Raw genomic sequence first — 16,436 nt, 5'->3', positions numbered from 1 at the left:
ACGCCCCTGAGCAGCAACGATGTCCGGCCGTTCCGCATGCCGACGCGGGAGCGGGAGCACACGCCGTCCCGTGATCCCGCCCACTGCGTGTGAAAGATCACATCACTGGTGGTCCGGCTCTCGCCAGCCGCTGCCTCCGCCCCGCACCGGTCAGGTTGAGGAGGTCGGGCGGGTCGCTCGTGTCTGCTCCGCGCGCGCGGCCATCTGCCCCTCCGGCGGGTAGTCCACAGACTCCAGCACCAGTCCGTGCGGCGGAGCCAGGCGCACCGCAGCGTCCCAGGCAGGTGCGCCCAGCCGGTGCATCAGCCAGCCGGGTGCACGCCGGCCCTCCCCCACGTCCAGCGTGGCGCCGATCAGGGCACGCACCATGTGGTGGCAGAACGCATCAGCGGTCAGCCGAGCCGTGATCACCCCGTCCTCGCCCCGGGCGACGGTGAACTCGTGCAGCTCCCGCACTGTGGTGCCGGTCTCCCGCGGGCGGCAGAAGCTGCCGAAGTCGTGCAGCCCGAGCACCCCCGAGGTCTCGGCAGACATCAGGACGTCATCGAGCGGCGCCCGATGCCAGGCCGTGTCCCCGCGGCGCAGGGGGTCCCGCAGTCCGGGACGATCGGCGATCCGGTAGCTGTAGGTGCGGCTCAGCGCCGAGAACCGGGCGTCGAATGCCTGCGGGACCACGGCGGCCGCGTGCACCACCACGGCCCCGCCCTCCCGGGACAGCACCCCCGCCAGCCTGCGCAGGATCGCCTCGTCAGGAGCGATGTCCCGCCCCCGCGAGAGTCCCTCCCACTCGGGGCGCGTCATATCCAGATGCACCACCTGCCCGCGCGCGTGCACTCCCGCATCGGTGCGCCCGGCGACGACGACCCGCACCGGTCGGCGGACCAGAGTGGCCAGCGCCTCGGTGAGCACGCCTTCCACAGTGCGCAGCCCCGGTTGGGCGGCCCAGCCGCGGTAGGCGCCGCCGTCGTAGGCCAAGTCGAGTCGGATCCTCACGTCTGCCATGATCTCCAGCGTATCCGGCAGACGGGGACGGGCCGCGACAGACAGGAGCCCCCGAGTCCCTGCACGGGACTCGGGGGCTCCTGGACGCGCCGGAGGCCGGCGCAGATGACTCACGGGGCGCTCACACCCCGGGGACTCACTTGTCCTCGGTCTCCTCGGCGGGAGTCTCCTCAGCGGGAGTCTCCTCGGCGGTGGCATCCTCGACCGGCTCCTCCGGCGTCGCTGCGGCGGCCTGCTCGGCCTCCTTCACCACAGCCTGCTTCGGGGAGACGGGCTCCATCACCAGCTCGATGACGGCCATCGGGGCGTTGTCGCCCTTCCGGTTTCCGATCTTGGTGATGCGGGTGTAGCCGCCCTCGCGCTCGGCCATGGCCGGGGCGATCACGGTGAACAGCTCGTGGACGACCGCCTGGTTGGTGGCGTTCTTGGCACTGAGCTGGCCGACCACCTGGCGGCGAGCCGCGAGGTCGCCCTTCTTCGCGATGGTGATCAGACGCTCGGCGAAGGGGCGCAGGCGCTTGGCCTTCGTCACCGTCGTGGTGATCGAGCGGTGCTCGAACAGGCTGACAGAGAGGTTCTGCAGCATCATCTTCTCGTGCGACGGGCTGCCGCCCAGGCGCGGTCCCTTGGTGGGGGTAGGCATGGTCTCGTTCTCCTTGGATGGTGCGCCGCCGGGTCACAGCCCCCGCGACGCGCAGATGGTGTCGTGTGCGTCAGTTCCTCAGAACTGCTGCTCGCCCTCGAGGTACTCGCCCTCGCCCGCCTCCTGGAAGCGGGCCGCCGTCGGGTCGAAGCCCGCCGGAGAGTCCTTCAGGGACAGTCCGAGCTCGGTGAGCTTGTCCTTGACCTCGTCGATGGACTTCGCTCCGAAGTTCCGGATGTCCATCAGATCTGCCTCGGAGCGTGCCACGAGCTCACCGACCGTGTGGATGCCCTCGCGCTTGAGGCAGTTGTAGGACCGCACGGTCAGCTCGAGGTCCTCGATCGGCAACGCCATGTCCGCCGCCAGGGCCGCATCGGTCGGCGACGGGCCGATCTCGATGCCCTCCGCGGCGACGTTGAGCTCACGGGCCAGCGAGAAGAGCTCGACCAGCGTGGTCCCGGCCGAGGCCAGGGCGTCACGCGGCGCGACGGACGGCTTGGTCTCGACGTCGACGATGAGCTTGTCGAAGTCGGTGCGCTGCTCGACACGGGTCGCCTCGACCTTGAAGCTCACCTTCAGGACCGGCGAGTAGATGGAGTCGACCGGAATCCGGCCGATCTCCGAGTCGCCCGCCTTGTTCTGCGAGGCCGAGACATAGCCGCGGCCACGCTCGACGGTCAGCTCCATGTCGAGCTTGCCGTCCTCGTTGAGAGTGGCCAGGTGGAGCTCCGGGTTGTGGATCTCCACGCCGGCCGGCGGCGTGATGTCGGCAGCGGTGACCTCGCCCGGGCCCTCCTTGCGGAGGTAGGCGACGACGGGCTCGTCATGCTCTGAGGAGACCGAGAGCCGCTTGACGTTGAGGACGAGCTCAGTGACGTCCTCCTTCGCACCGGCGATGGTCGTGAACTCGTGGAGCACACCGTCGATCCGGATGCTGGTCACCGCGGCACCAGGAATGGAGGAGAGCAGGGTGCGACGCAACGAGTTTCCCAGGGTGTAGCCGAATCCCGGCTCCAGGGGCTCGATGACGAAGCGCGAACGATTCTCTGCGACGACTTCTTCGGTCAGCGTGGGGCGCTGTGCAATGAGCACTGATGGTTCCTTTCAGAGTGCATCCGCTATATGACGCAATCTCAGCGATGATGATGCTCAGCTCCGCCGCGGCCCGTCAGGCCGCGGCGGAGTTCGGTGTCCTGTCGAAGGTCGCTCAGACGCGACGGCGCTTCGGCGGCCGGCAGCCGTTGTGCGCGCTCGGGGTGACGTCCGAGATGGACCCGACCTCGAGGCCGGCGGCCTGCAGGGAGCGGATGGCGGTCTCCCGACCGGAACCCGGGCCCTTGACGAAGACGTCGACCTTGCGCATGCCGTGCTCCTGGGCACGCTTGGCGGCCTGCTCGGCGGCCATCTGCGCGGCGTACGGGGTGGACTTGCGGGAACCCTTGTGCCCCACCTCGCCCGACGACGCCCACGAGATCACGGCGCCGGTGGGATCCGTGATGGAGACGATCGTGTTGTTGAAGGTGGACTTGATGTGGGCCTGGCCCTGGGTGATGTTCTTGCTGGCCTTGCGGCGCGGCTTGCGAGCCGCTGCACGTGTCTTGGGGGGCATACTCTCTCCGTGACTCAGTTGGTCTGATCTGCGTGTGCCGACCGGTCCGTGGGACGGACGGGCGCGGACATCACGCCGAACTACTTCTTCTTGCCTGCGACGGTCCTCTTCGGACCCTTGCGGGTGCGGGCATTGGTCTTGGTGCGCTGACCGCGGACCGGCAGGCCACGACGGTGGCGCAGGCCCTGGTAGGAACCGATCTCGACCTTGCGGCGGATGTCGGCGGCGACTTCACGGCGGAGGTCACCCTCGACGGTGAAGCTGCCTTCGATGTAGTCACGCAGAGCGACCAGCTGCTCGTCAGTCAGGTCCTTGACGCGAGTCTCCGGGTCGATCCCGGTGGCCTCGATGGCCAGCTTGGCGCGGGTCTTGCCGACGCCGTAGATGTAAGTGAGTGCGATCACCGTGCGCTTCTCGCGCGGGATGTCCACACCAGCCAGACGTGCCATGTGGCAGTCCTCCTCTTTCCTGTCCGAAGGTCTTCAGCAGTGCGTTCCCTCTGGGATCCGCCGATGCGGGCATCGGCGGCATCCGGTGTCGGAGGTGACACCGTCATCGGGTCTCCGGCCTTCGGCAACCGGAGGTGTGTCCATGCAGCTCATCCACGGACTGCACTGCCATTCATCATTGAGCTGTGGGTCGAACGCGCAGGCGCCCTCACTTCATCGTGTGCAGAAGGTGAGGAGCTCAGCCCTGGCGCTGCTTGTGGCGCGGGTTCTTGCAGATCACACGGATCACGCCGTTGCGGCGGATCACCTTGCAGTCAGAGCAGATCTGCTTCACGCTGGGGTGAACCTTCATGGCTTTCCTCTTTACTTGTAGCGGTAGACGATACGTCCACGGTTGAGGTCATACGGGCTCATCTCCACCACGACCCGATCCTCGGGGAGGATCCGGATGTAGTGCTGGCGCATCTTGCCCGAGATCGTGGCAAGTACCACGTGGTCGTTCTCCAGACGCACACGGAACATCGCGTTGGGGAGGGCCTCGGTCACGCGGCCCTCCACCTCGATCACACCTTCTTTTTTACCCATATGCTCCACACCGTTCGCGACTCCCCCGTCTGGCGCCTGCATGAGCATGAGGACGACGGCGCCCACCGACCCGGTCCAGGACGGCGCAACGCACCGCCTGACCCGTGATCATGAGGAATGATGCCGCCGCACACCTGTGCGGGCCGGGAGAATCTGGTTCTGTTTCTGACAGACGCCGCTGGGCCCCGCCGTCCCGGGGACCGGGGACGCAGGACGCCCGCCGGTCTGCAGGCACGGCTGAACCACAGAGACAACCAGCAGTCAATAGTACCTGAGACCGCGTCGACCCGGCAATTCGTCGAGACGTCAGCGGATCGGGGTCACCGGATCGGCACTGGGGAGACCCCGAGCGGCTCGAGTTCGGAGGCTCCTCCGTCGGGTGCCGTCAGCACCCAGATTCCCCCGTCGTGTCGGGCGACCGAGTGCTCCCACTGGCTGGCACGGGTGCCGTCCTCGGTCACCACAGTCCAGTCGTCGTCGAGCACCCGGGTCTCGATCCCGCCGCGCGTGAGCATCGGTTCGATGGCCAGCGCCAGCCCGGGCTTGATCCTGGTGCCCTTCATGCCGGTGGCGTAGTTGAAGACGTCCGGCGGCAGGTGCATCGCCGAGCCGATCCCGTGGCCGACATAGTCCTCCAGGATGCCGAGGGGCGCTCCTGTCTGGGAGACGACATGCTCCTCGATGGCCTCGCCGATCTCCCCGACATGGCGGGCCGTGGCGAAGGCTGCGATCCCCCGCCACATCGCCTGGCGGGTGATCTCCGAGAGCCGCTCGTCGCCGGCGTCGGCCGTGCCCGTCTCAGAAGAGCCCAGGATGACGGTGCGTGCCGAGTCGGAGTGCCAGCCATCGATGATGCAGCCGCCGTCGATCTTCAGCACATCCCCTGCGTTGAGGATCCGGTCACCGGGGATGCCGTGCACGACCTCCTCATTGACCGAGGTGCAGATGTGCCCGGGGAAGCCGTGGTAGTTCAGGAAGTTCGGCTTCGCCTCGTGAGCGGCGAGCACCTCAGCGAAGACCGCATCGAGCTCCGCCGTCGTGCGTCCCGGCTCGGCGGCGGCGACAGCGGCGTCGAGCGCCTCACACAGCACCGAACCTGCGGCGTCCATAGAGGCCAGCTGCTCGGGCGTCTTGAGCTCGACGCGGGGACGGGAGAACATCAGCCGCGGATCGCTTCCATGATGCGTCCATAGACCTGGTCGATCTCACCCAGCCCGTCGACCTGACGGAGCAGGCCCCGGGAGTCGTACTCGGCGATCATCGGGGCCGTCTCTGTCTCGAAGAGCTCCAGACGGCGGCGGATCGCGGACTCGTCGGCGTCGTCCTCACGCCCCTCGATCTCCGCGCGCTTCTTCAGCCGCTGGGTCAGCTCCTCGCGGTCGGCGGTGAGCTCCAGCACGACGTCGAGCTCCACCCCCAGACGGGAGAGCATCCCGTCCAGAGCGGTGACCTGGGTGCGGTTGCGCGGGTAGCCGTCGAGCAGGAAGCCGCCCGCAGCGTCCTCCCAGGAGAGCCGGTCCTCGACCATGCGATTGGTGACCGAGTCCGGCACAAGCTCACCGGCGTCGACGTACTTCTGCGCCTCCTGGCCCAGTGCGGTCTGGCCCTTGATGTTGGCCCGGAAGATGTCTCCGGTGGAGATGGCCACGATGCCCAGCTCCTCGGCGATCCTCTTCGACTGGGTTCCCTTGCCGGACCCCGCAGGTCCGACGATCAGCATACGCGTCATCGCAGCAGCCCTTCGTAGTTCCTCTGTTCCATCTGAGCGTTGATCTGCTTCACCGTGGTCAGACCCACACCCACCATGATGAGGATGGACGTGCCGCCGAACGGGAAGTTCTGGCTGGCACCGATCAGCACGAAGGCGATCAGCGGGATCAGGGCGATGAAGCCCAGGTACAGCGAGCCGGGGAAGGTGATCCGGGAGATCACGTACGCCAAGTAGCTCTCCGTGGGTCGACCGGCTCGGATGCCCGGGATGAAGCCGCCGTACTTGCGCATGTTCTCCGCGACCTCGTTCGGATTGAACGTGATGGTCACGTAGAAGTACGTGAAGCCGATCGTCAGCAGGAAGAACACGGCCATGTAGACCGGGTGGGTGCCGCCGCCGAAGTATGTCTGGATGAGTTCGGCGAACCATCCGAGCTCCTCCCCCGGAGCCGGCTGGTTGAACTGCAGGTACACCGAGGGAAGCATCAGCACCGAGGAGGAGAAGATCACCGGGATCACCCCGGCCATGTTCACCTTGATCGGGATGTAGGTGGAGGTCCCACCGACCGTGCGGCGCCCCACCTGGCGCTTCGCGTACTGCACCGGCACACGGCGCTGGGACTGCTCCACGAAGACCACTGCCGTAATGGTCACCAGACCGATGAGCATCACCAGGGCGAAGGTGCGCCAGCCCTGCACAGTCCAGATCTCGCCCATCGCGCCCGGGAAGCCGGCGGCGATGGAGACGAAGATCAGGATCGACATGCCGTTGCCGACCCCACGCTCGGTGATCTGCTCACCGAGCCACATGATCAGCGCGACACCGGAGGTCATCACCAGGATCATCAGGACGATGACCCACAGGGAGTCGTCCGGGATGATCGGGATGTCGCAGCCCAGCAGCGCACCGGTGCGTGCGGTGGCCACCAGCGTGGTGGCGTTCAGCGTGGCCAGACCGATGGTCAGGTACCGCGTGTACTGCGTCAGCTTCGCCTGACCCTGCGGGCCCTCCCGCTGCAGCGTCTCGAAGCGCGGGATGACCACGCGCAGCAGCTGCACGATGATGGCCGCGGTGATGTAGGGCATGATCCCCAGTGCGAAGACGGAGACCTGCAGCATCGCTCCGCCGGAGAACATGTTGACGAAGGAGTAGACGCCCCCCTCCTGGTCGAACAGCGCCAGGCACTGCTGGACAGCGCCGTAGTCCACCCCGGGGGCCGGGATGAAGGCCCCGATGCGGTAGATCGTGATGATCCCGATCGTGAACCAGATCTTACGGCGCAGGTCGGGCGTCTTGAACACCCTGGCTAGTGCGCTGAACAAGCGTCCTCCTGTGGATGGTGCCTCGGCATGGCGATGGTGCGGAGCCGCCGGAGTGCGGCGGCCACACAAGTAGCCATACTAACGTCACATGCGCGGCCGGTGAGAATCCTGCCGGGGCCCAATGCCCCGTCAGGCGTCCTCAACGGTCTCAGCGCGGCGAACGATGGATGGGAAACGGATGCACGACGGCCCCCGTCGCACGCGACGGGGGCCGTCATGGATCAGCGATGGGCCGTTCAGTCCTGAGCCGGAGCCGGACGCAGGTCCAGCCTGGCGACCGAACCGCCGGCCGCGGTGATCTTCTCCTGCGCGGATGCGGAGAAGGCGTGAGCCTTCACCTGCAGCGCGGCGGAGACGTCACCGGTGCCGAGCACCTTCACCGGGCGACCCTTCTTGGCCACACCCTTGGCGACCAGGATCTCCGGGGTGACCTCGCCGCCGTCGGGGAAGAGCTCCCCGAGCGTGGACAGGTTCACCGGGGAGAACTCGACCCGGTTCGGGTTCTTGAAGCCGCGCAGCTTCGGAAGACGCATGTGCAGCGGCAGCTGCCCACCCTCGAAGCCGGCGCGGACCTGGTAGCGGGCCTTGGTGCCCTTGGTGCCGCGGCCTGCCGTCTTGCCCTTGGACGCCTCACCACGGCCCACACGGGTGCGGGCCTTCTTGGAGCCGGGGGCCGGACGCAGGTCGTGGACCTTGAGGACCTCGGACTCGGCAGCGTTGTTCTCTGCCATCACTTGCCCTCCTCAACATTCACGAGATGCTTCACTGAGTTCAGCATGCCCACGGTGACCGCATCGGCGTCCCGGACCACAGTGTGGCCGATCCGCTTCAGACCCAGCGAACGCAGGGTGTCACGGTGCTTCGGCGTGGCGCCGATGGTGGACTTCTTCTGGGTTATCTCCAGCGTGCTGTCGCTGGGGACCAGGTTCTTCGCGGTGGTGTAGTTGACAGTCACCCTCATGCACCTGCCTTCTGCGCACGAGCCTCGCGGTCCGCCTCCATGGTGCGGACCATCGGGGCCGGTGCGACCTCGTCGAGGGCCTTGCCGCGGCGGGCGGCCACGGCCTGGGGCTCCTCGAGCTGCTTCAGGGCGTCGATGGTGCCATGCACGATGTTGATCGCGTTCACCGAGCCCATGGACTTGGTGAGCACGTCATGGATGCCGGCGCACTCCAGCACGGCGCGGACGGGACCACCGGCGATCACACCGGTACCGGCCGAGGCCGGACGCAGCAGCACGACGCCGGCGGCGTCCTCGCCCTTGACCAGGTGCGGGATGGTGGAGCCGACGCGCGGCACGCGGAAGAAGTTCTTCTTGGCCTCCTCCACGCCCTTCTGGATCGCGGCGGGGACCTCCTTGGCCTTCCCGTAGCCCACGCCGACCATGCCGTCGCCGTCGCCGACGACGACCAGCGCGGTGAAGCTGAAGCGACGACCGCCCTTGACGACCTTGGAGACGCGGTTGATGGTCACGACGCGCTCGAGGAACTTGTCCCGGTCGTCCTCGCGGCCACCACGTCCCCGGCCTTCGCCGCGACCGCGCCCACGGCCACCACGGCCGCCACGCTCGTCACGGCCGGAGCTCTTCTCGGCGGCCTGCTGGGTCTCGCCGACCTGCGGCTGCTGAGCAGCCTGGGCGGCGTTCTCGTTGGCCTCAGTCACAGATGAGTCCTTCACAGTGTTGTCGGTGTTCTCACTCACAGCTTCAGACCACCCTCCCGAGCGCCGTCGGCGACGGCGGCCACGCGACCGTGGTACTTGTTGCCGCCGCGGTCGAAGACCACGGCCTCGATGCCGGCAGCCTGGGCGCGCTCAGCGATCAGCTCGCCGACCTTCTTCGCTTTGGCGGTCTTGTCAGCGTCCGAGCTGCGCAGGTCCGCCTCCATCGTGGTGGCGGACACCAGGGTCCGGCTGCGGTCGTCGTCGACGACCTGAGCCACCATGTGGCGAGCGGAACGGGTGACCACCAGGCGCGGACGCTCGGCGGAACCGCTGATCCGCTTGCGCAGGCGGAGGTGACGACGGCCGCGGGCAGCGGACTTCGACTTGCCCTTGATACCAATAGCCATGCGTTACTTACCTGCCTTTCCGGCCTTGCGGCGAATCTGCTCGCCCTCGTAGCGCACGCCCTTGCCCTTGTACGGGTCGGGCTTGCGCAGCTTGCGGATGTTGGCGGCGACTTCGCCGACCTGCTGCTTGTCGATGCCGGAGACCGCGAGCTTGTTGGCACCTTCGACCTGGAAGGTGATGCCCTCAGGGGCGGAGACCGGGACCGGGTGCGAGTAGCCCAGGGCGAACTCGAGGTCCGAACCCTTGGCCTGCACACGGTAACCGGTGCCGACGATCTCGAGCTTCTTGGTGTAGCCCTCGGTCACACCGATGATCATGTTGTTGATCAGGGTGCGGGTCAGACCGTGCAGCGAGCGGGACTCACGCTCATCATCGGGGCGGGTCACCGTGATGGTGCCCTCCTCGATGGTGACGATGATGCCCTCGGAGAGGGTCCGGTGAAGCTCACCCTTGGGGCCCTTCACGGAGATATCACGGCCGTCGAGGGAGACCTCGACGCCGGCAGGGATGGTGATCGGAAGACGACCGATGCGTGACATTGTGCTTCGACTCCTTCCGGTTACCAGACGTAGGCGAGGACTTCCCCGCCGACGCCCTTCTTGGCAGCCTGCCGGTCCGTGAGCAGACCGGAAGAGGTGGACAGGATCGCGATGCCCAGGCCGCCCAGCACGTGCGGGAGGTTGTTGGACTTCGCGTACACCCGGAGACCGGGCTTCGAGATGCGGCGCAGGCCGGCGATCGAACGCTCACGGTTCGGGCCGAACTTGAGGTCGATGACCAAGGTCTTGCCGACCTCGGCCTCCTCCTCGCGCCACTCGGTGATGTAACCCTCGGCCTTGAGGATGTCGGCCACCCGCACCTTCAGCTTGGAGCTGGGCATGGAGACCTGGTCGTGGAAGGCCGAGTTGGCGTTGCGCAGACGAGTCAACATGTCTGCGACTGGATCAGTCATTGTCATGTGGGGCGTGTGCCCTTCCTCGCCGCGGTTTCCGATCTCCGAAGGAACGCATCGCCACCGGCCGGGCCGGCGGTGACGGAACCTCTGGTGAAAGGACCTGCGGCGTAGTGATTACTGTTCGGTCTTGAAGGGGAAGCCGAGCGCCTTCAGCAGCGCGCGGCCCTCGTCGTCGGTCTTGGCGGTGGTCACCACGGTGATGTCCATGCCGCGGGCGCGGTCGATCTTGTCCTGATCGATCTCATGGAACACCGACTGCTCGGTCAGACCGAACGTGTAGTTGCCGTTGCCGTCGAACTGCTTGGGGCTCAGGCCGCGGAAGTCACGGATGCGCGGGAGCGCCAGCGTGACCAGGCGGTCGATGAACTCCCACATGCGGTCGCCGCGCAAGGTGGTGTGCGTACCGATCGGCTGACCCTCACGCAGCTTGAACTGCGCGATGGACTTGCGGGCACGAGTCACCTTCGGCTTCTGGCCGGTGATGTTGGTCAGGTCACGCACCGCGCCGTCGATGATCTTGGAGTCGCGTGCGGCCTCGCCGACGCCCATGTTCACCACGACCTTCACCAGGCCGGGGATCTCCATGACGTTGCCGTAGCCGAACTCGCTCTGCAGGGCATCGCGGATCTCGGAGCGGTACTTGGTCTTCAGACGGGGGGTGATCTTCTCAGTCACGCTCTGCACCTCGGTCATCACAGGTCCTTTCCGGAGGCCTTGGCGTAGCGGACCCGCACCGTCTTGGTGCGGCCGTCACGCTCGACGGTCTCCTCCCGGTAGCCGACACGGGTGGGCTTGCCCGACTCCGGGTCCACCACGGCGACGTTGGAGATGTGGAGGGGGGCTTCGGACTCGACGATGCCTCCCTCGGTGCTGCCGAACTGGCCGGCACGGAGGTGACGCTTCACACGGTTGACGCCCTCGACGACGACCCGTTCCTTGGCGGGCTGCACCTCGAGGACCTTGCCCTGCTTGCCGCGGTCTTTGCCGCTGAGCACCTGGACGAGGTCGTCCTTCTTGATCTTTGCCATGAGTCAGAGCACCTCCGGCGCGAGCGAGACGATCTTCATGAACTTCTTGTCGCGCAGCTCACGACCCACCGGCCCGAAGATTCGGGTGCCGCGGGGCTCCGGAGTGTCACCCTTGAGGATGACGGCAGCGTTCTCATCGAAGCTGATGTAGGAGCCGTCGTGACGGCGGGTCTTCTTCTTGGAACGGACGAGCACAGCCTTGATGACGTCGCCCTTCTTGACGTTTCCGCCGGGGATGGCGTCCTTGACGGTGGCGACGAACGTGTCGCCGATGCCTGCGTAACGGCGTCCGGAACCGCCGAGAACACGGATGACCAAGATTTCCTTGGCACCGGTGTTGTCAGCGATCTTCAGCCGCGATTCCTGCTGGATCACGTAGTTATCTCCTGTCGTCTCGCCGGTTCTCGTCGTCCATCCGACGAGCCTTGCGGAACTTCTTCGGGAACACTCCCCCGCCGCTTACCCCCGTGGTCCATCGCGTCAGGCGCGATCTGTCACTGTCCACGGGGCCGAGGCGGCCTTGGGGGACATGCGCTTTCCTCGACCCTCCCGGCTTCACAGCCGGCGATGAGGGCCCGCGAGATGGATGGTCCCGCTATAAGGGCGCACAGCCTCAATATCATACCTGAAAACAGTTCGGGACCCAACTCACGAGGGTGAGTCGGGTCCCGAACGATGTCCGGCTCTCACAGCCGGGGCCGCTGCGGCGGCTCTGACGAGGCCTCGCAGCAGACGATCATCAGCTGATGATCACTTGGCCTTCTCGATGATCCGCACCAGACGCCAGCGCTTGGTCGCCGAGAGCGGGCGAGTCTCCGAGATCTGCACGGTGTCGCCGATGCCGGCCTCACCGTTCTCGTCGTGGGCCTTGAACTTCGAGTGCCGCTTCATCACCTTCCCGTACAGGGAGTGCTTGCGGCGGTCCTCGACCTCGACCACGATGGTCTTGTCCATCTTGTCGGACACGACGACACCGCGGAGGTTCTTGCGGTAGTTGCGCTCCGTGCCCTGTGCTTCTGTGCTGTTCTCGCTCATGATCAGTCCTCAGCCTTCTCTTCAGTGGACTCCGCCTCGGCGCCGACCATCTCGCGGATGCCCAGCTCACGCTCCCGGAGGACCGTGTAGATCCGGGCGATGTCCCGCTTGACGGCCTTCAGACGACTGGAGTTCTCCAGCTGACCGGTGGCGGACTGGAAGCGCAGGTTGAACAGCTCCTCCTTGGCGCTGCGCAGCTGGTCAGCCAGCGCAGCCTCATCCATGGTCGAGAGCTTCTCAACCGTCAGATCCTTGGATCCAACTGCCATCGTCACTCACCACTCTCTCGACTGATCACGCGTGCCTTCATCGGCAGCTTGTGGATTGCCAGACGCAGGGCCTCCTTGGCGACCTCTTCGCTGACACCGGACAGCTCGAACATCACGCGTCCGGGCTTGACATTGGCGACCCACCACTCGGGCGAGCCCTTGCCGGAGCCCATACGGACCTCCGCGGGCTTCTTGGTCAGCGGGTGGTCCGGGTAGATGTTGATCCACACCTTTCCGCCTCGCTTGATGTAGCGGGTCATCGCGATACGTGCCGACTCGATCTGCCGGTTCGTCACGTAGGAGTGGCTCAGGGCCTGGATCCCGTACTCACCGAAGGCGAGCTCGGTGCCACCCTTGGCCTGGCCGCGACGCTTGGGCTTGTGCGGCTTGCGGTACTTGACTCGACGGGGCATCAACATCAGCCCTGACCTCCTTCTGCACCAGACTCGGCGCCCTGGGGCTGAGCCTGCTCGTCACGGCTGCGACCGCCACGACGACGACGCTCACCGCCGCCCGGGCCGCCACGACCACCGGGGCCGCCACGACCGCCGCGACCGCCACGCCCCGAGGGCTGGGCGGCCTGCTGTGCGGCCAGCTCCTTGTCGGTCAGGTCACCCTTGTAGACCCAGACCTTGACGCCGATGCGACCGAAGGTCGTCTTGGCCTCGTGCCGGCCGAAGTCGATGTTCGCCCGCAGGGTGTGCAGCGGCACGCGACCCTCACGGTAGAACTCCGAACGGGACATCTCGGCGCCGCCCAGACGACCGGCGCACTGGATACGGATGCCCTTGGCCCCGGCACGCATCGCCGAGGAGATGGCCTTCTTCATCGCACGGCGGAACGCCACGCGCGAGGCGAGCTGCTCGGCCACACCCTGGGCGACCAGCTGAGCGTCGGTCTCGGGGTTCTTCACCTCGAGGATGTTCAGCTGGATCTGCTTGCCGCTGAGCTTCTCGAGCTCCCCGCGGATGCGGTCGGCCTCGGCACCCCGGCGACCGATCACGATGCCCGGCCGGGCCGTGTGGATGTCCACCCGGACGCGGTCACGAGTGCGCTCGATCTCGACCTTGGAGATGCCGGCGCGCTCGACGCTCTTGTTGAGCAGCTCCCGGATCTGGACGTCTTCCTTCACGAAGTCCTTGTAGCGCTGACCCGGCTTGTTCGAGTCGGCGTACCAGTGGGAGACGTGGTCAGTGGTGATGCCCAGACGGAAACCATTGGGGTTGATCTTCTGTCCCACTACTGATCCCCACCTTTCTCTTCCGTACCGACCACGACGCTGACGTGGCTGGTGCGCTTGTTGATGCGGTATGCCCGACCCTGGGCACGCGGCCGGAACCGCTTCATGGTCGGTCCCTCGTCCACACGGGCCTCGGTGACGTAGTAGTCGTCCTCGTTGAAGGCGACACCGGCCTTGTCGGCGTGCTGGCGAGCATTCGCCAGAGCGGACGCGACCACCTTGTACACCGGCTCAGAGGCAGCCTGCGGGGCGAACTGGAGAATCGCCAGTGCCTCGTTTGCCTGCTTGCCGCGGACAAGGTCGACGACGCGCCGGGCCTTCATAGGCGTCACACGCAGGTAGCGCGCAATTGCCTTGGCTTCCATTGCTTTCCTTCTCTCGTCTCTCGATAGAAGAGGCTCACGTTCACTCATCCCTTGCACGGGATCAGCGACGCTTGCCCTTCTTGTCGTCCTTCACATGGCCGCGGTACGTGCGGGTCAGAGCGAATTCGCCGAGCTTGTGCCCGACCATCGACTCGGTGATGAACACCGGGATGTGCTTGCGACCGTCGTGCACGGCGATGGTGTGGCCGAGCATGTCCGGGATGATCATGGAACGGCGGGACCAGGTCTTGATGACGTTCTTGGTGCCCTTTTCGTTCTCAGCGACGACCTTCAGGTACAGGTGCTGATCAACGAAGGGGCCCTTCTTCAAGCTGCGTGGCATGTCTCCAGGCTCCTATCGCTTGTTCTTGGTACGACGGCGACGCACGATGAGCTTGTCGCTCTCCTTGTTGGGGCGACGGGTGCGACCCTCGGGCTTGCCGTTCGGGTTCACCGGGTGGCGTCCGCCGGAGGTCCTGCCCTCACCACCACCGTGCGGGTGGTCGATCGGGTTCATGACCACACCGCGGACGGTCGGGCGGATGCCCTTCCACCGGTTGCGGCCGGCCTTGCCCCAGTTGATGTTGGACTGCTCGGCGTTGCCCACCTGACCGACGGTCGCACGGCAGCGGACGTCGACGTTGCGCACCTCACCGGAGGGCAGCCGCAGCTGGGCGAACCTGCCCTCTCGGGCCACCAGCTGGATGGAGGCTCCGGCGGAACGGCCGAGCTTGGCACCGCCGCCCGGACGCAGTTCCACCGCGTGGATCACGGTGCCCAGAGGGATGTTGCGCAGCGGCAGGTTGTTGCCGGGCTTGATGTCGGCGTTCGGACCGGACTCCACCGGCGCACCCTGCTCCAGCTTGGCCGGGGCCAGGATGTAGCGCTTCGTCCCGTCGGCGAAGTGCAGCAGCGCGATGCGAGCGGTGCGGTTCGGGTCGTACTCGATGTGCGCGACCTTGGCCGGGACGCCGTCCTTGTCTGCCCGACGGAAGTCGATCAGACGGTACTGGCGCTTGTGACCGCCACCCTTGTGACGAGTGGTGATCTTGCCCGAGCTGTTGCGGCCGCCGCTCTTGGACAGCGGGCGCAGCAGGGACTTCTCCGGGGTGTCCCGGGTGATCTCTGCGAAGTCGGCCACCGACGAGCCACGCTGGCCCGGAGTGGTCGGCTTGAGGTTACGGATAGCCATGTTCTACTTCCTCGATTAAGTGGTCTCCGCCAGGCGTCAGCCCAGCGGACCTCCGAAGATGTCAATGTTGCCCTCTTTGAGGGTCACGATCGCGCGCTTGGTGTCGTTGCGCTGCCCCCAGCCGAAGCGCGTGCGCTTCCGCTTGCCGGAACGGTTGATCGTGTTCACGGAGTCGACCTTCACGGAGAAGATCTTCTCCACGGCGTACTTGATCTCCGACTTCGTGGCCTTCACGTCGACGAGGAACGTGTACTTGCCCTCGTCGATCAGGCCGTAGGACTTCTCCGAGACGACCGGTGCGATGACCACGTCCCGGGGGTCTTTCTCGGTCAGGACGCTCACTTGGTCTCCTCCTTCTCGGCGCCCGCCTGCTGCGCGAGGAAGGCGTCATAGCCGGCCTGGGTGAACACCACGTCGTCGGAGACGACGACGTCGTAGGTGTTCAGCTGGTCCGAGTACAGCGTGTGGACGTTGGGCAGGTTGCGGGTCGACAGCGCGGCGACGTCGTCGCTGCGGTCGATCACGACCAGCCAGTTGCGGTTCTGGCCGCTCAGCGAGGCCAGTGCCTCCTTGGCGGCCTTGGTGGACGGCGTCTCGGTGACGAGCGCGTCGACCACGTGGATCCGACCGTTGCGTGCCCGGTTGGACAGGACACCGCGCAGAGCGGCGGCCTTCATCTTCTTCGGGGTGCGCTGCGCGTAGCTGCGCGGGGTCGGACCGTGGACGATGCCGCCGCCGATCATGTGGGGGGCGATCATCGAGCCCTGACGAGCACGACCGGTCCCCTTCTGACGGAACGGCTTCGCGGTGGTCCCGGACACTTCGGCGCGCGTCTTGACCTTGTGCGTGCCCTGACGGGCGGCGGCCTGCTGTGCGACGACGACCTGGTGGATCAGCGCGACGTTGGTCTTGGCGTCGAAGACCTCGGTAGGGAGGTCGACGGAAACCTTGTTGGCCATGT

General features: G+C 66.4%; 28 protein-coding genes. All 28 read right to left on the bottom strand.

What is annotated here, in order from left to right:
- Positions 1-150: 150 nt before the first annotated feature.
- Positions 151-1,002, bottom strand: coding sequence for a tRNA pseudouridine(38-40) synthase TruA (gene truA / locus ACYVKI_RS09440; RefSeq protein WP_460690093.1), 852 nt, complete (start codon positions 1,000-1,002; stop codon positions 151-153).
- Positions 1,003-1,138: 136 nt separating this feature from the next.
- Complete coding sequence (rplQ, locus tag ACYVKI_RS09435; protein WP_460690092.1) at positions 1,139-1,645, bottom strand: 50S ribosomal protein L17; 507 nt, start codon at positions 1,643-1,645, stop codon at positions 1,139-1,141.
- A gap of 78 nt (positions 1,646-1,723) precedes the next feature.
- Positions 1,724-2,737, bottom strand: coding sequence for a DNA-directed RNA polymerase subunit alpha (locus ACYVKI_RS09430; RefSeq protein WP_460690091.1), 1,014 nt, complete (start codon positions 2,735-2,737; stop codon positions 1,724-1,726).
- A gap of 115 nt (positions 2,738-2,852) precedes the next feature.
- On the bottom strand, positions 2,853-3,254 hold the full coding sequence (gene rpsK / locus ACYVKI_RS09425; RefSeq protein WP_179540869.1) for a 30S ribosomal protein S11: 402 nt from the start codon (positions 3,252-3,254) through the stop codon (positions 2,853-2,855).
- Positions 3,255-3,334: 80 nt separating this feature from the next.
- A complete protein-coding gene (gene rpsM / locus ACYVKI_RS09420) occupies positions 3,335-3,703 on the bottom strand; it encodes a 30S ribosomal protein S13 (RefSeq protein ID WP_460690090.1) in 369 nt (122 codons plus the stop codon).
- Between the two features lie 238 nt (positions 3,704-3,941).
- Positions 3,942-4,055, bottom strand: a complete 114-nt coding sequence (gene rpmJ / locus ACYVKI_RS09415; protein ID WP_070162531.1) for a 50S ribosomal protein L36 — start codon at positions 4,053-4,055, stop codon at positions 3,942-3,944.
- 11 nt (positions 4,056-4,066) lie between these two features.
- Positions 4,067-4,288 (bottom strand): translation initiation factor IF-1, encoded by a 222-nt coding sequence (infA, locus tag ACYVKI_RS09410; RefSeq protein WP_070162529.1) that lies wholly within the window; start codon positions 4,286-4,288, stop codon positions 4,067-4,069.
- A gap of 320 nt (positions 4,289-4,608) precedes the next feature.
- The gene (gene map / locus ACYVKI_RS09405) at positions 4,609-5,448 is read right to left on the bottom strand and encodes a type I methionyl aminopeptidase (RefSeq protein WP_460690089.1); all 840 of its coding nucleotides are present in this window, start codon (positions 5,446-5,448) and stop codon (positions 4,609-4,611) included.
- The gene (locus ACYVKI_RS09400; RefSeq protein WP_460690088.1) at positions 5,448-6,017 is read right to left on the bottom strand and encodes an adenylate kinase; all 570 of its coding nucleotides are present in this window, start codon (positions 6,015-6,017) and stop codon (positions 5,448-5,450) included. The genes map and ACYVKI_RS09400 overlap by 1 nt, the downstream gene beginning before the upstream one ends.
- Positions 6,014-7,321 carry a preprotein translocase subunit SecY gene (gene secY / locus ACYVKI_RS09395; protein WP_460690087.1) on the bottom strand — a complete coding sequence of 436 codons (1,308 nt, stop codon included), beginning with the start codon at positions 7,319-7,321 and terminating at the stop codon, positions 6,014-6,016. The genes ACYVKI_RS09400 and secY overlap by 4 nt, the downstream gene beginning before the upstream one ends.
- Positions 7,322-7,557: 236 nt before the next feature.
- Positions 7,558-8,052 (bottom strand): 50S ribosomal protein L15, encoded by a 495-nt coding sequence (gene rplO / locus ACYVKI_RS09390; protein WP_460690086.1) that lies wholly within the window; start codon positions 8,050-8,052, stop codon positions 7,558-7,560.
- Positions 8,052-8,282, bottom strand: a complete 231-nt coding sequence (gene rpmD / locus ACYVKI_RS09385; protein WP_460690085.1) for a 50S ribosomal protein L30 — start codon at positions 8,280-8,282, stop codon at positions 8,052-8,054. The genes rplO and rpmD overlap by 1 nt, the downstream gene beginning before the upstream one ends.
- Complete coding sequence (gene rpsE, locus ACYVKI_RS09380; protein WP_460690084.1) at positions 8,279-9,022, bottom strand: 30S ribosomal protein S5; 744 nt, start codon at positions 9,020-9,022, stop codon at positions 8,279-8,281. The genes rpmD and rpsE overlap by 4 nt, the downstream gene beginning before the upstream one ends.
- The gene (gene rplR, locus ACYVKI_RS09375; RefSeq protein WP_460690083.1) at positions 9,019-9,390 is read right to left on the bottom strand and encodes a 50S ribosomal protein L18; all 372 of its coding nucleotides are present in this window, start codon (positions 9,388-9,390) and stop codon (positions 9,019-9,021) included. Before rplR ends, rpsE begins: the two co-directional genes overlap by 4 nt.
- 3 nt (positions 9,391-9,393) lie before the next feature.
- Positions 9,394-9,930, bottom strand: coding sequence for a 50S ribosomal protein L6 (gene rplF, locus ACYVKI_RS09370; RefSeq protein WP_460690082.1), 537 nt, complete (start codon positions 9,928-9,930; stop codon positions 9,394-9,396).
- A 20-nt stretch (positions 9,931-9,950) separates the two neighbouring features.
- Positions 9,951-10,349 carry a 30S ribosomal protein S8 gene (gene rpsH, locus ACYVKI_RS09365; protein WP_460690081.1) on the bottom strand — a complete coding sequence of 133 codons (399 nt, stop codon included), beginning with the start codon at positions 10,347-10,349 and terminating at the stop codon, positions 9,951-9,953.
- 111 nt (positions 10,350-10,460) lie between these two features.
- Positions 10,461-11,039 carry a 50S ribosomal protein L5 gene (rplE, locus tag ACYVKI_RS09360; protein ID WP_460690080.1) on the bottom strand — a complete coding sequence of 193 codons (579 nt, stop codon included), beginning with the start codon at positions 11,037-11,039 and terminating at the stop codon, positions 10,461-10,463.
- A complete protein-coding gene (rplX, locus tag ACYVKI_RS09355) occupies positions 11,039-11,374 on the bottom strand; it encodes a 50S ribosomal protein L24 (protein ID WP_460690079.1) in 336 nt (111 codons plus the stop codon). The genes rplE and rplX overlap by 1 nt, the downstream gene beginning before the upstream one ends.
- Before the next feature lie 3 nt (positions 11,375-11,377).
- A complete protein-coding gene (gene rplN / locus ACYVKI_RS09350) occupies positions 11,378-11,749 on the bottom strand; it encodes a 50S ribosomal protein L14 (protein WP_460690078.1) in 372 nt (123 codons plus the stop codon).
- A gap of 375 nt (positions 11,750-12,124) precedes the next feature.
- Positions 12,125-12,409: a 30S ribosomal protein S17 gene (rpsQ, locus tag ACYVKI_RS09345; protein WP_460690077.1), complete on the bottom strand. Its 285-nt coding sequence runs from the start codon at positions 12,407-12,409 to the stop codon at positions 12,125-12,127.
- A 2-nt stretch (positions 12,410-12,411) separates the two neighbouring features.
- Positions 12,412-12,678 carry a 50S ribosomal protein L29 gene (gene rpmC, locus ACYVKI_RS09340; protein ID WP_460690076.1) on the bottom strand — a complete coding sequence of 89 codons (267 nt, stop codon included), beginning with the start codon at positions 12,676-12,678 and terminating at the stop codon, positions 12,412-12,414.
- A 2-nt stretch (positions 12,679-12,680) separates the two neighbouring features.
- The gene (gene rplP / locus ACYVKI_RS09335) at positions 12,681-13,097 is read right to left on the bottom strand and encodes a 50S ribosomal protein L16 (protein ID WP_460690075.1); all 417 of its coding nucleotides are present in this window, start codon (positions 13,095-13,097) and stop codon (positions 12,681-12,683) included.
- Positions 13,097-13,918: a 30S ribosomal protein S3 gene (gene rpsC, locus ACYVKI_RS09330; RefSeq protein ID WP_460690074.1), complete on the bottom strand. Its 822-nt coding sequence runs from the start codon at positions 13,916-13,918 to the stop codon at positions 13,097-13,099. Before rpsC ends, rplP begins: the two co-directional genes overlap by 1 nt.
- Positions 13,918-14,283, bottom strand: a complete 366-nt coding sequence (gene rplV, locus ACYVKI_RS09325) for a 50S ribosomal protein L22 (protein WP_179540887.1) — start codon at positions 14,281-14,283, stop codon at positions 13,918-13,920. Before rplV ends, rpsC begins: the two co-directional genes overlap by 1 nt.
- A gap of 61 nt (positions 14,284-14,344) precedes the next feature.
- Positions 14,345-14,626, bottom strand: a complete 282-nt coding sequence (gene rpsS, locus ACYVKI_RS09320; RefSeq protein ID WP_179540888.1) for a 30S ribosomal protein S19 — start codon at positions 14,624-14,626, stop codon at positions 14,345-14,347.
- A 12-nt stretch (positions 14,627-14,638) separates the two neighbouring features.
- Complete coding sequence (gene rplB / locus ACYVKI_RS09315; protein WP_460690073.1) at positions 14,639-15,475, bottom strand: 50S ribosomal protein L2; 837 nt, start codon at positions 15,473-15,475, stop codon at positions 14,639-14,641.
- Positions 15,476-15,511: 36 nt separating this feature from the next.
- Complete coding sequence (gene rplW / locus ACYVKI_RS09310) at positions 15,512-15,817, bottom strand: 50S ribosomal protein L23 (protein WP_460690072.1); 306 nt, start codon at positions 15,815-15,817, stop codon at positions 15,512-15,514.
- Positions 15,814-16,434 carry a 50S ribosomal protein L4 gene (rplD, locus tag ACYVKI_RS09305; RefSeq protein WP_460690071.1) on the bottom strand — a complete coding sequence of 207 codons (621 nt, stop codon included), beginning with the start codon at positions 16,432-16,434 and terminating at the stop codon, positions 15,814-15,816. Before rplD ends, rplW begins: the two co-directional genes overlap by 4 nt.
- Positions 16,435-16,436 lie beyond the last annotated feature (2 nt).

The sequence above is a fragment of the Nesterenkonia suensis genome (assembly GCF_054782935.1).
This window is presented reverse-complemented; position numbering and strand designations above follow the sequence as displayed.

Bases quoted from the DNA above. Each gene is read 5' to 3' on its own strand.
- truA (WP_460690093.1), bottom strand. From the start codon at position 1,002: ATGGCAGACGTGAGGATCCGACTCGACTTGGCCTACGACGGCGGCGCC.
- rplQ (WP_460690092.1), bottom strand. From the start codon at position 1,645: ATGCCTACCCCCACCAAGGGACCGCGCCTGGGCGGCAGCCCGTCGCAC.
- rpsK (WP_179540869.1), bottom strand. From the start codon at position 3,254: ATGCCCCCCAAGACACGTGCAGCGGCTCGCAAGCCGCGCCGCAAGGCC.
- rpsM (WP_460690090.1), bottom strand. From the start codon at position 3,703: ATGGCACGTCTGGCTGGTGTGGACATCCCGCGCGAGAAGCGCACGGTG.
- rpmJ (WP_070162531.1), bottom strand. From the start codon at position 4,055: ATGAAGGTTCACCCCAGCGTGAAGCAGATCTGCTCTGACTGCAAGGTG.
- infA (WP_070162529.1), bottom strand. From the start codon at position 4,288: ATGGGTAAAAAAGAAGGTGTGATCGAGGTGGAGGGCCGCGTGACCGAG.
- map (WP_460690089.1), bottom strand. From the start codon at position 5,448: ATGTTCTCCCGTCCCCGCGTCGAGCTCAAGACGCCCGAGCAGCTGGCC.
- ACYVKI_RS09400 (WP_460690088.1), bottom strand. From the start codon at position 6,017: ATGACGCGTATGCTGATCGTCGGACCTGCGGGGTCCGGCAAGGGAACC.
- rplO (WP_460690086.1), bottom strand. From the start codon at position 8,052: ATGGCAGAGAACAACGCTGCCGAGTCCGAGGTCCTCAAGGTCCACGAC.
- rpmD (WP_460690085.1), bottom strand. From the start codon at position 8,282: ATGAGGGTGACTGTCAACTACACCACCGCGAAGAACCTGGTCCCCAGC.
- rplR (WP_460690083.1), bottom strand. From the start codon at position 9,390: ATGGCTATTGGTATCAAGGGCAAGTCGAAGTCCGCTGCCCGCGGCCGT.
- rplF (WP_460690082.1), bottom strand. From the start codon at position 9,930: ATGTCACGCATCGGTCGTCTTCCGATCACCATCCCTGCCGGCGTCGAG.
- rpsH (WP_460690081.1), bottom strand. From the start codon at position 10,349: ATGACAATGACTGATCCAGTCGCAGACATGTTGACTCGTCTGCGCAAC.
- rplE (WP_460690080.1), bottom strand. From the start codon at position 11,039: ATGACCGAGGTGCAGAGCGTGACTGAGAAGATCACCCCCCGTCTGAAG.
- rplX (WP_460690079.1), bottom strand. From the start codon at position 11,374: ATGGCAAAGATCAAGAAGGACGACCTCGTCCAGGTGCTCAGCGGCAAA.
- rpsQ (WP_460690077.1), bottom strand. From the start codon at position 12,409: ATGAGCGAGAACAGCACAGAAGCACAGGGCACGGAGCGCAACTACCGC.
- rpmC (WP_460690076.1), bottom strand. From the start codon at position 12,678: ATGGCAGTTGGATCCAAGGATCTGACGGTTGAGAAGCTCTCGACCATG.
- rplP (WP_460690075.1), bottom strand. From the start codon at position 13,097: ATGTTGATGCCCCGTCGAGTCAAGTACCGCAAGCCGCACAAGCCCAAG.
- rplV (WP_179540887.1), bottom strand. From the start codon at position 14,283: ATGGAAGCCAAGGCAATTGCGCGCTACCTGCGTGTGACGCCTATGAAG.
- rpsS (WP_179540888.1), bottom strand. From the start codon at position 14,626: ATGCCACGCAGCTTGAAGAAGGGCCCCTTCGTTGATCAGCACCTGTAC.
- rplB (WP_460690073.1), bottom strand. From the start codon at position 15,475: ATGGCTATCCGTAACCTCAAGCCGACCACTCCGGGCCAGCGTGGCTCG.
- rplD (WP_460690071.1), bottom strand. From the start codon at position 16,434: ATGGCCAACAAGGTTTCCGTCGACCTCCCTACCGAGGTCTTCGACGCC.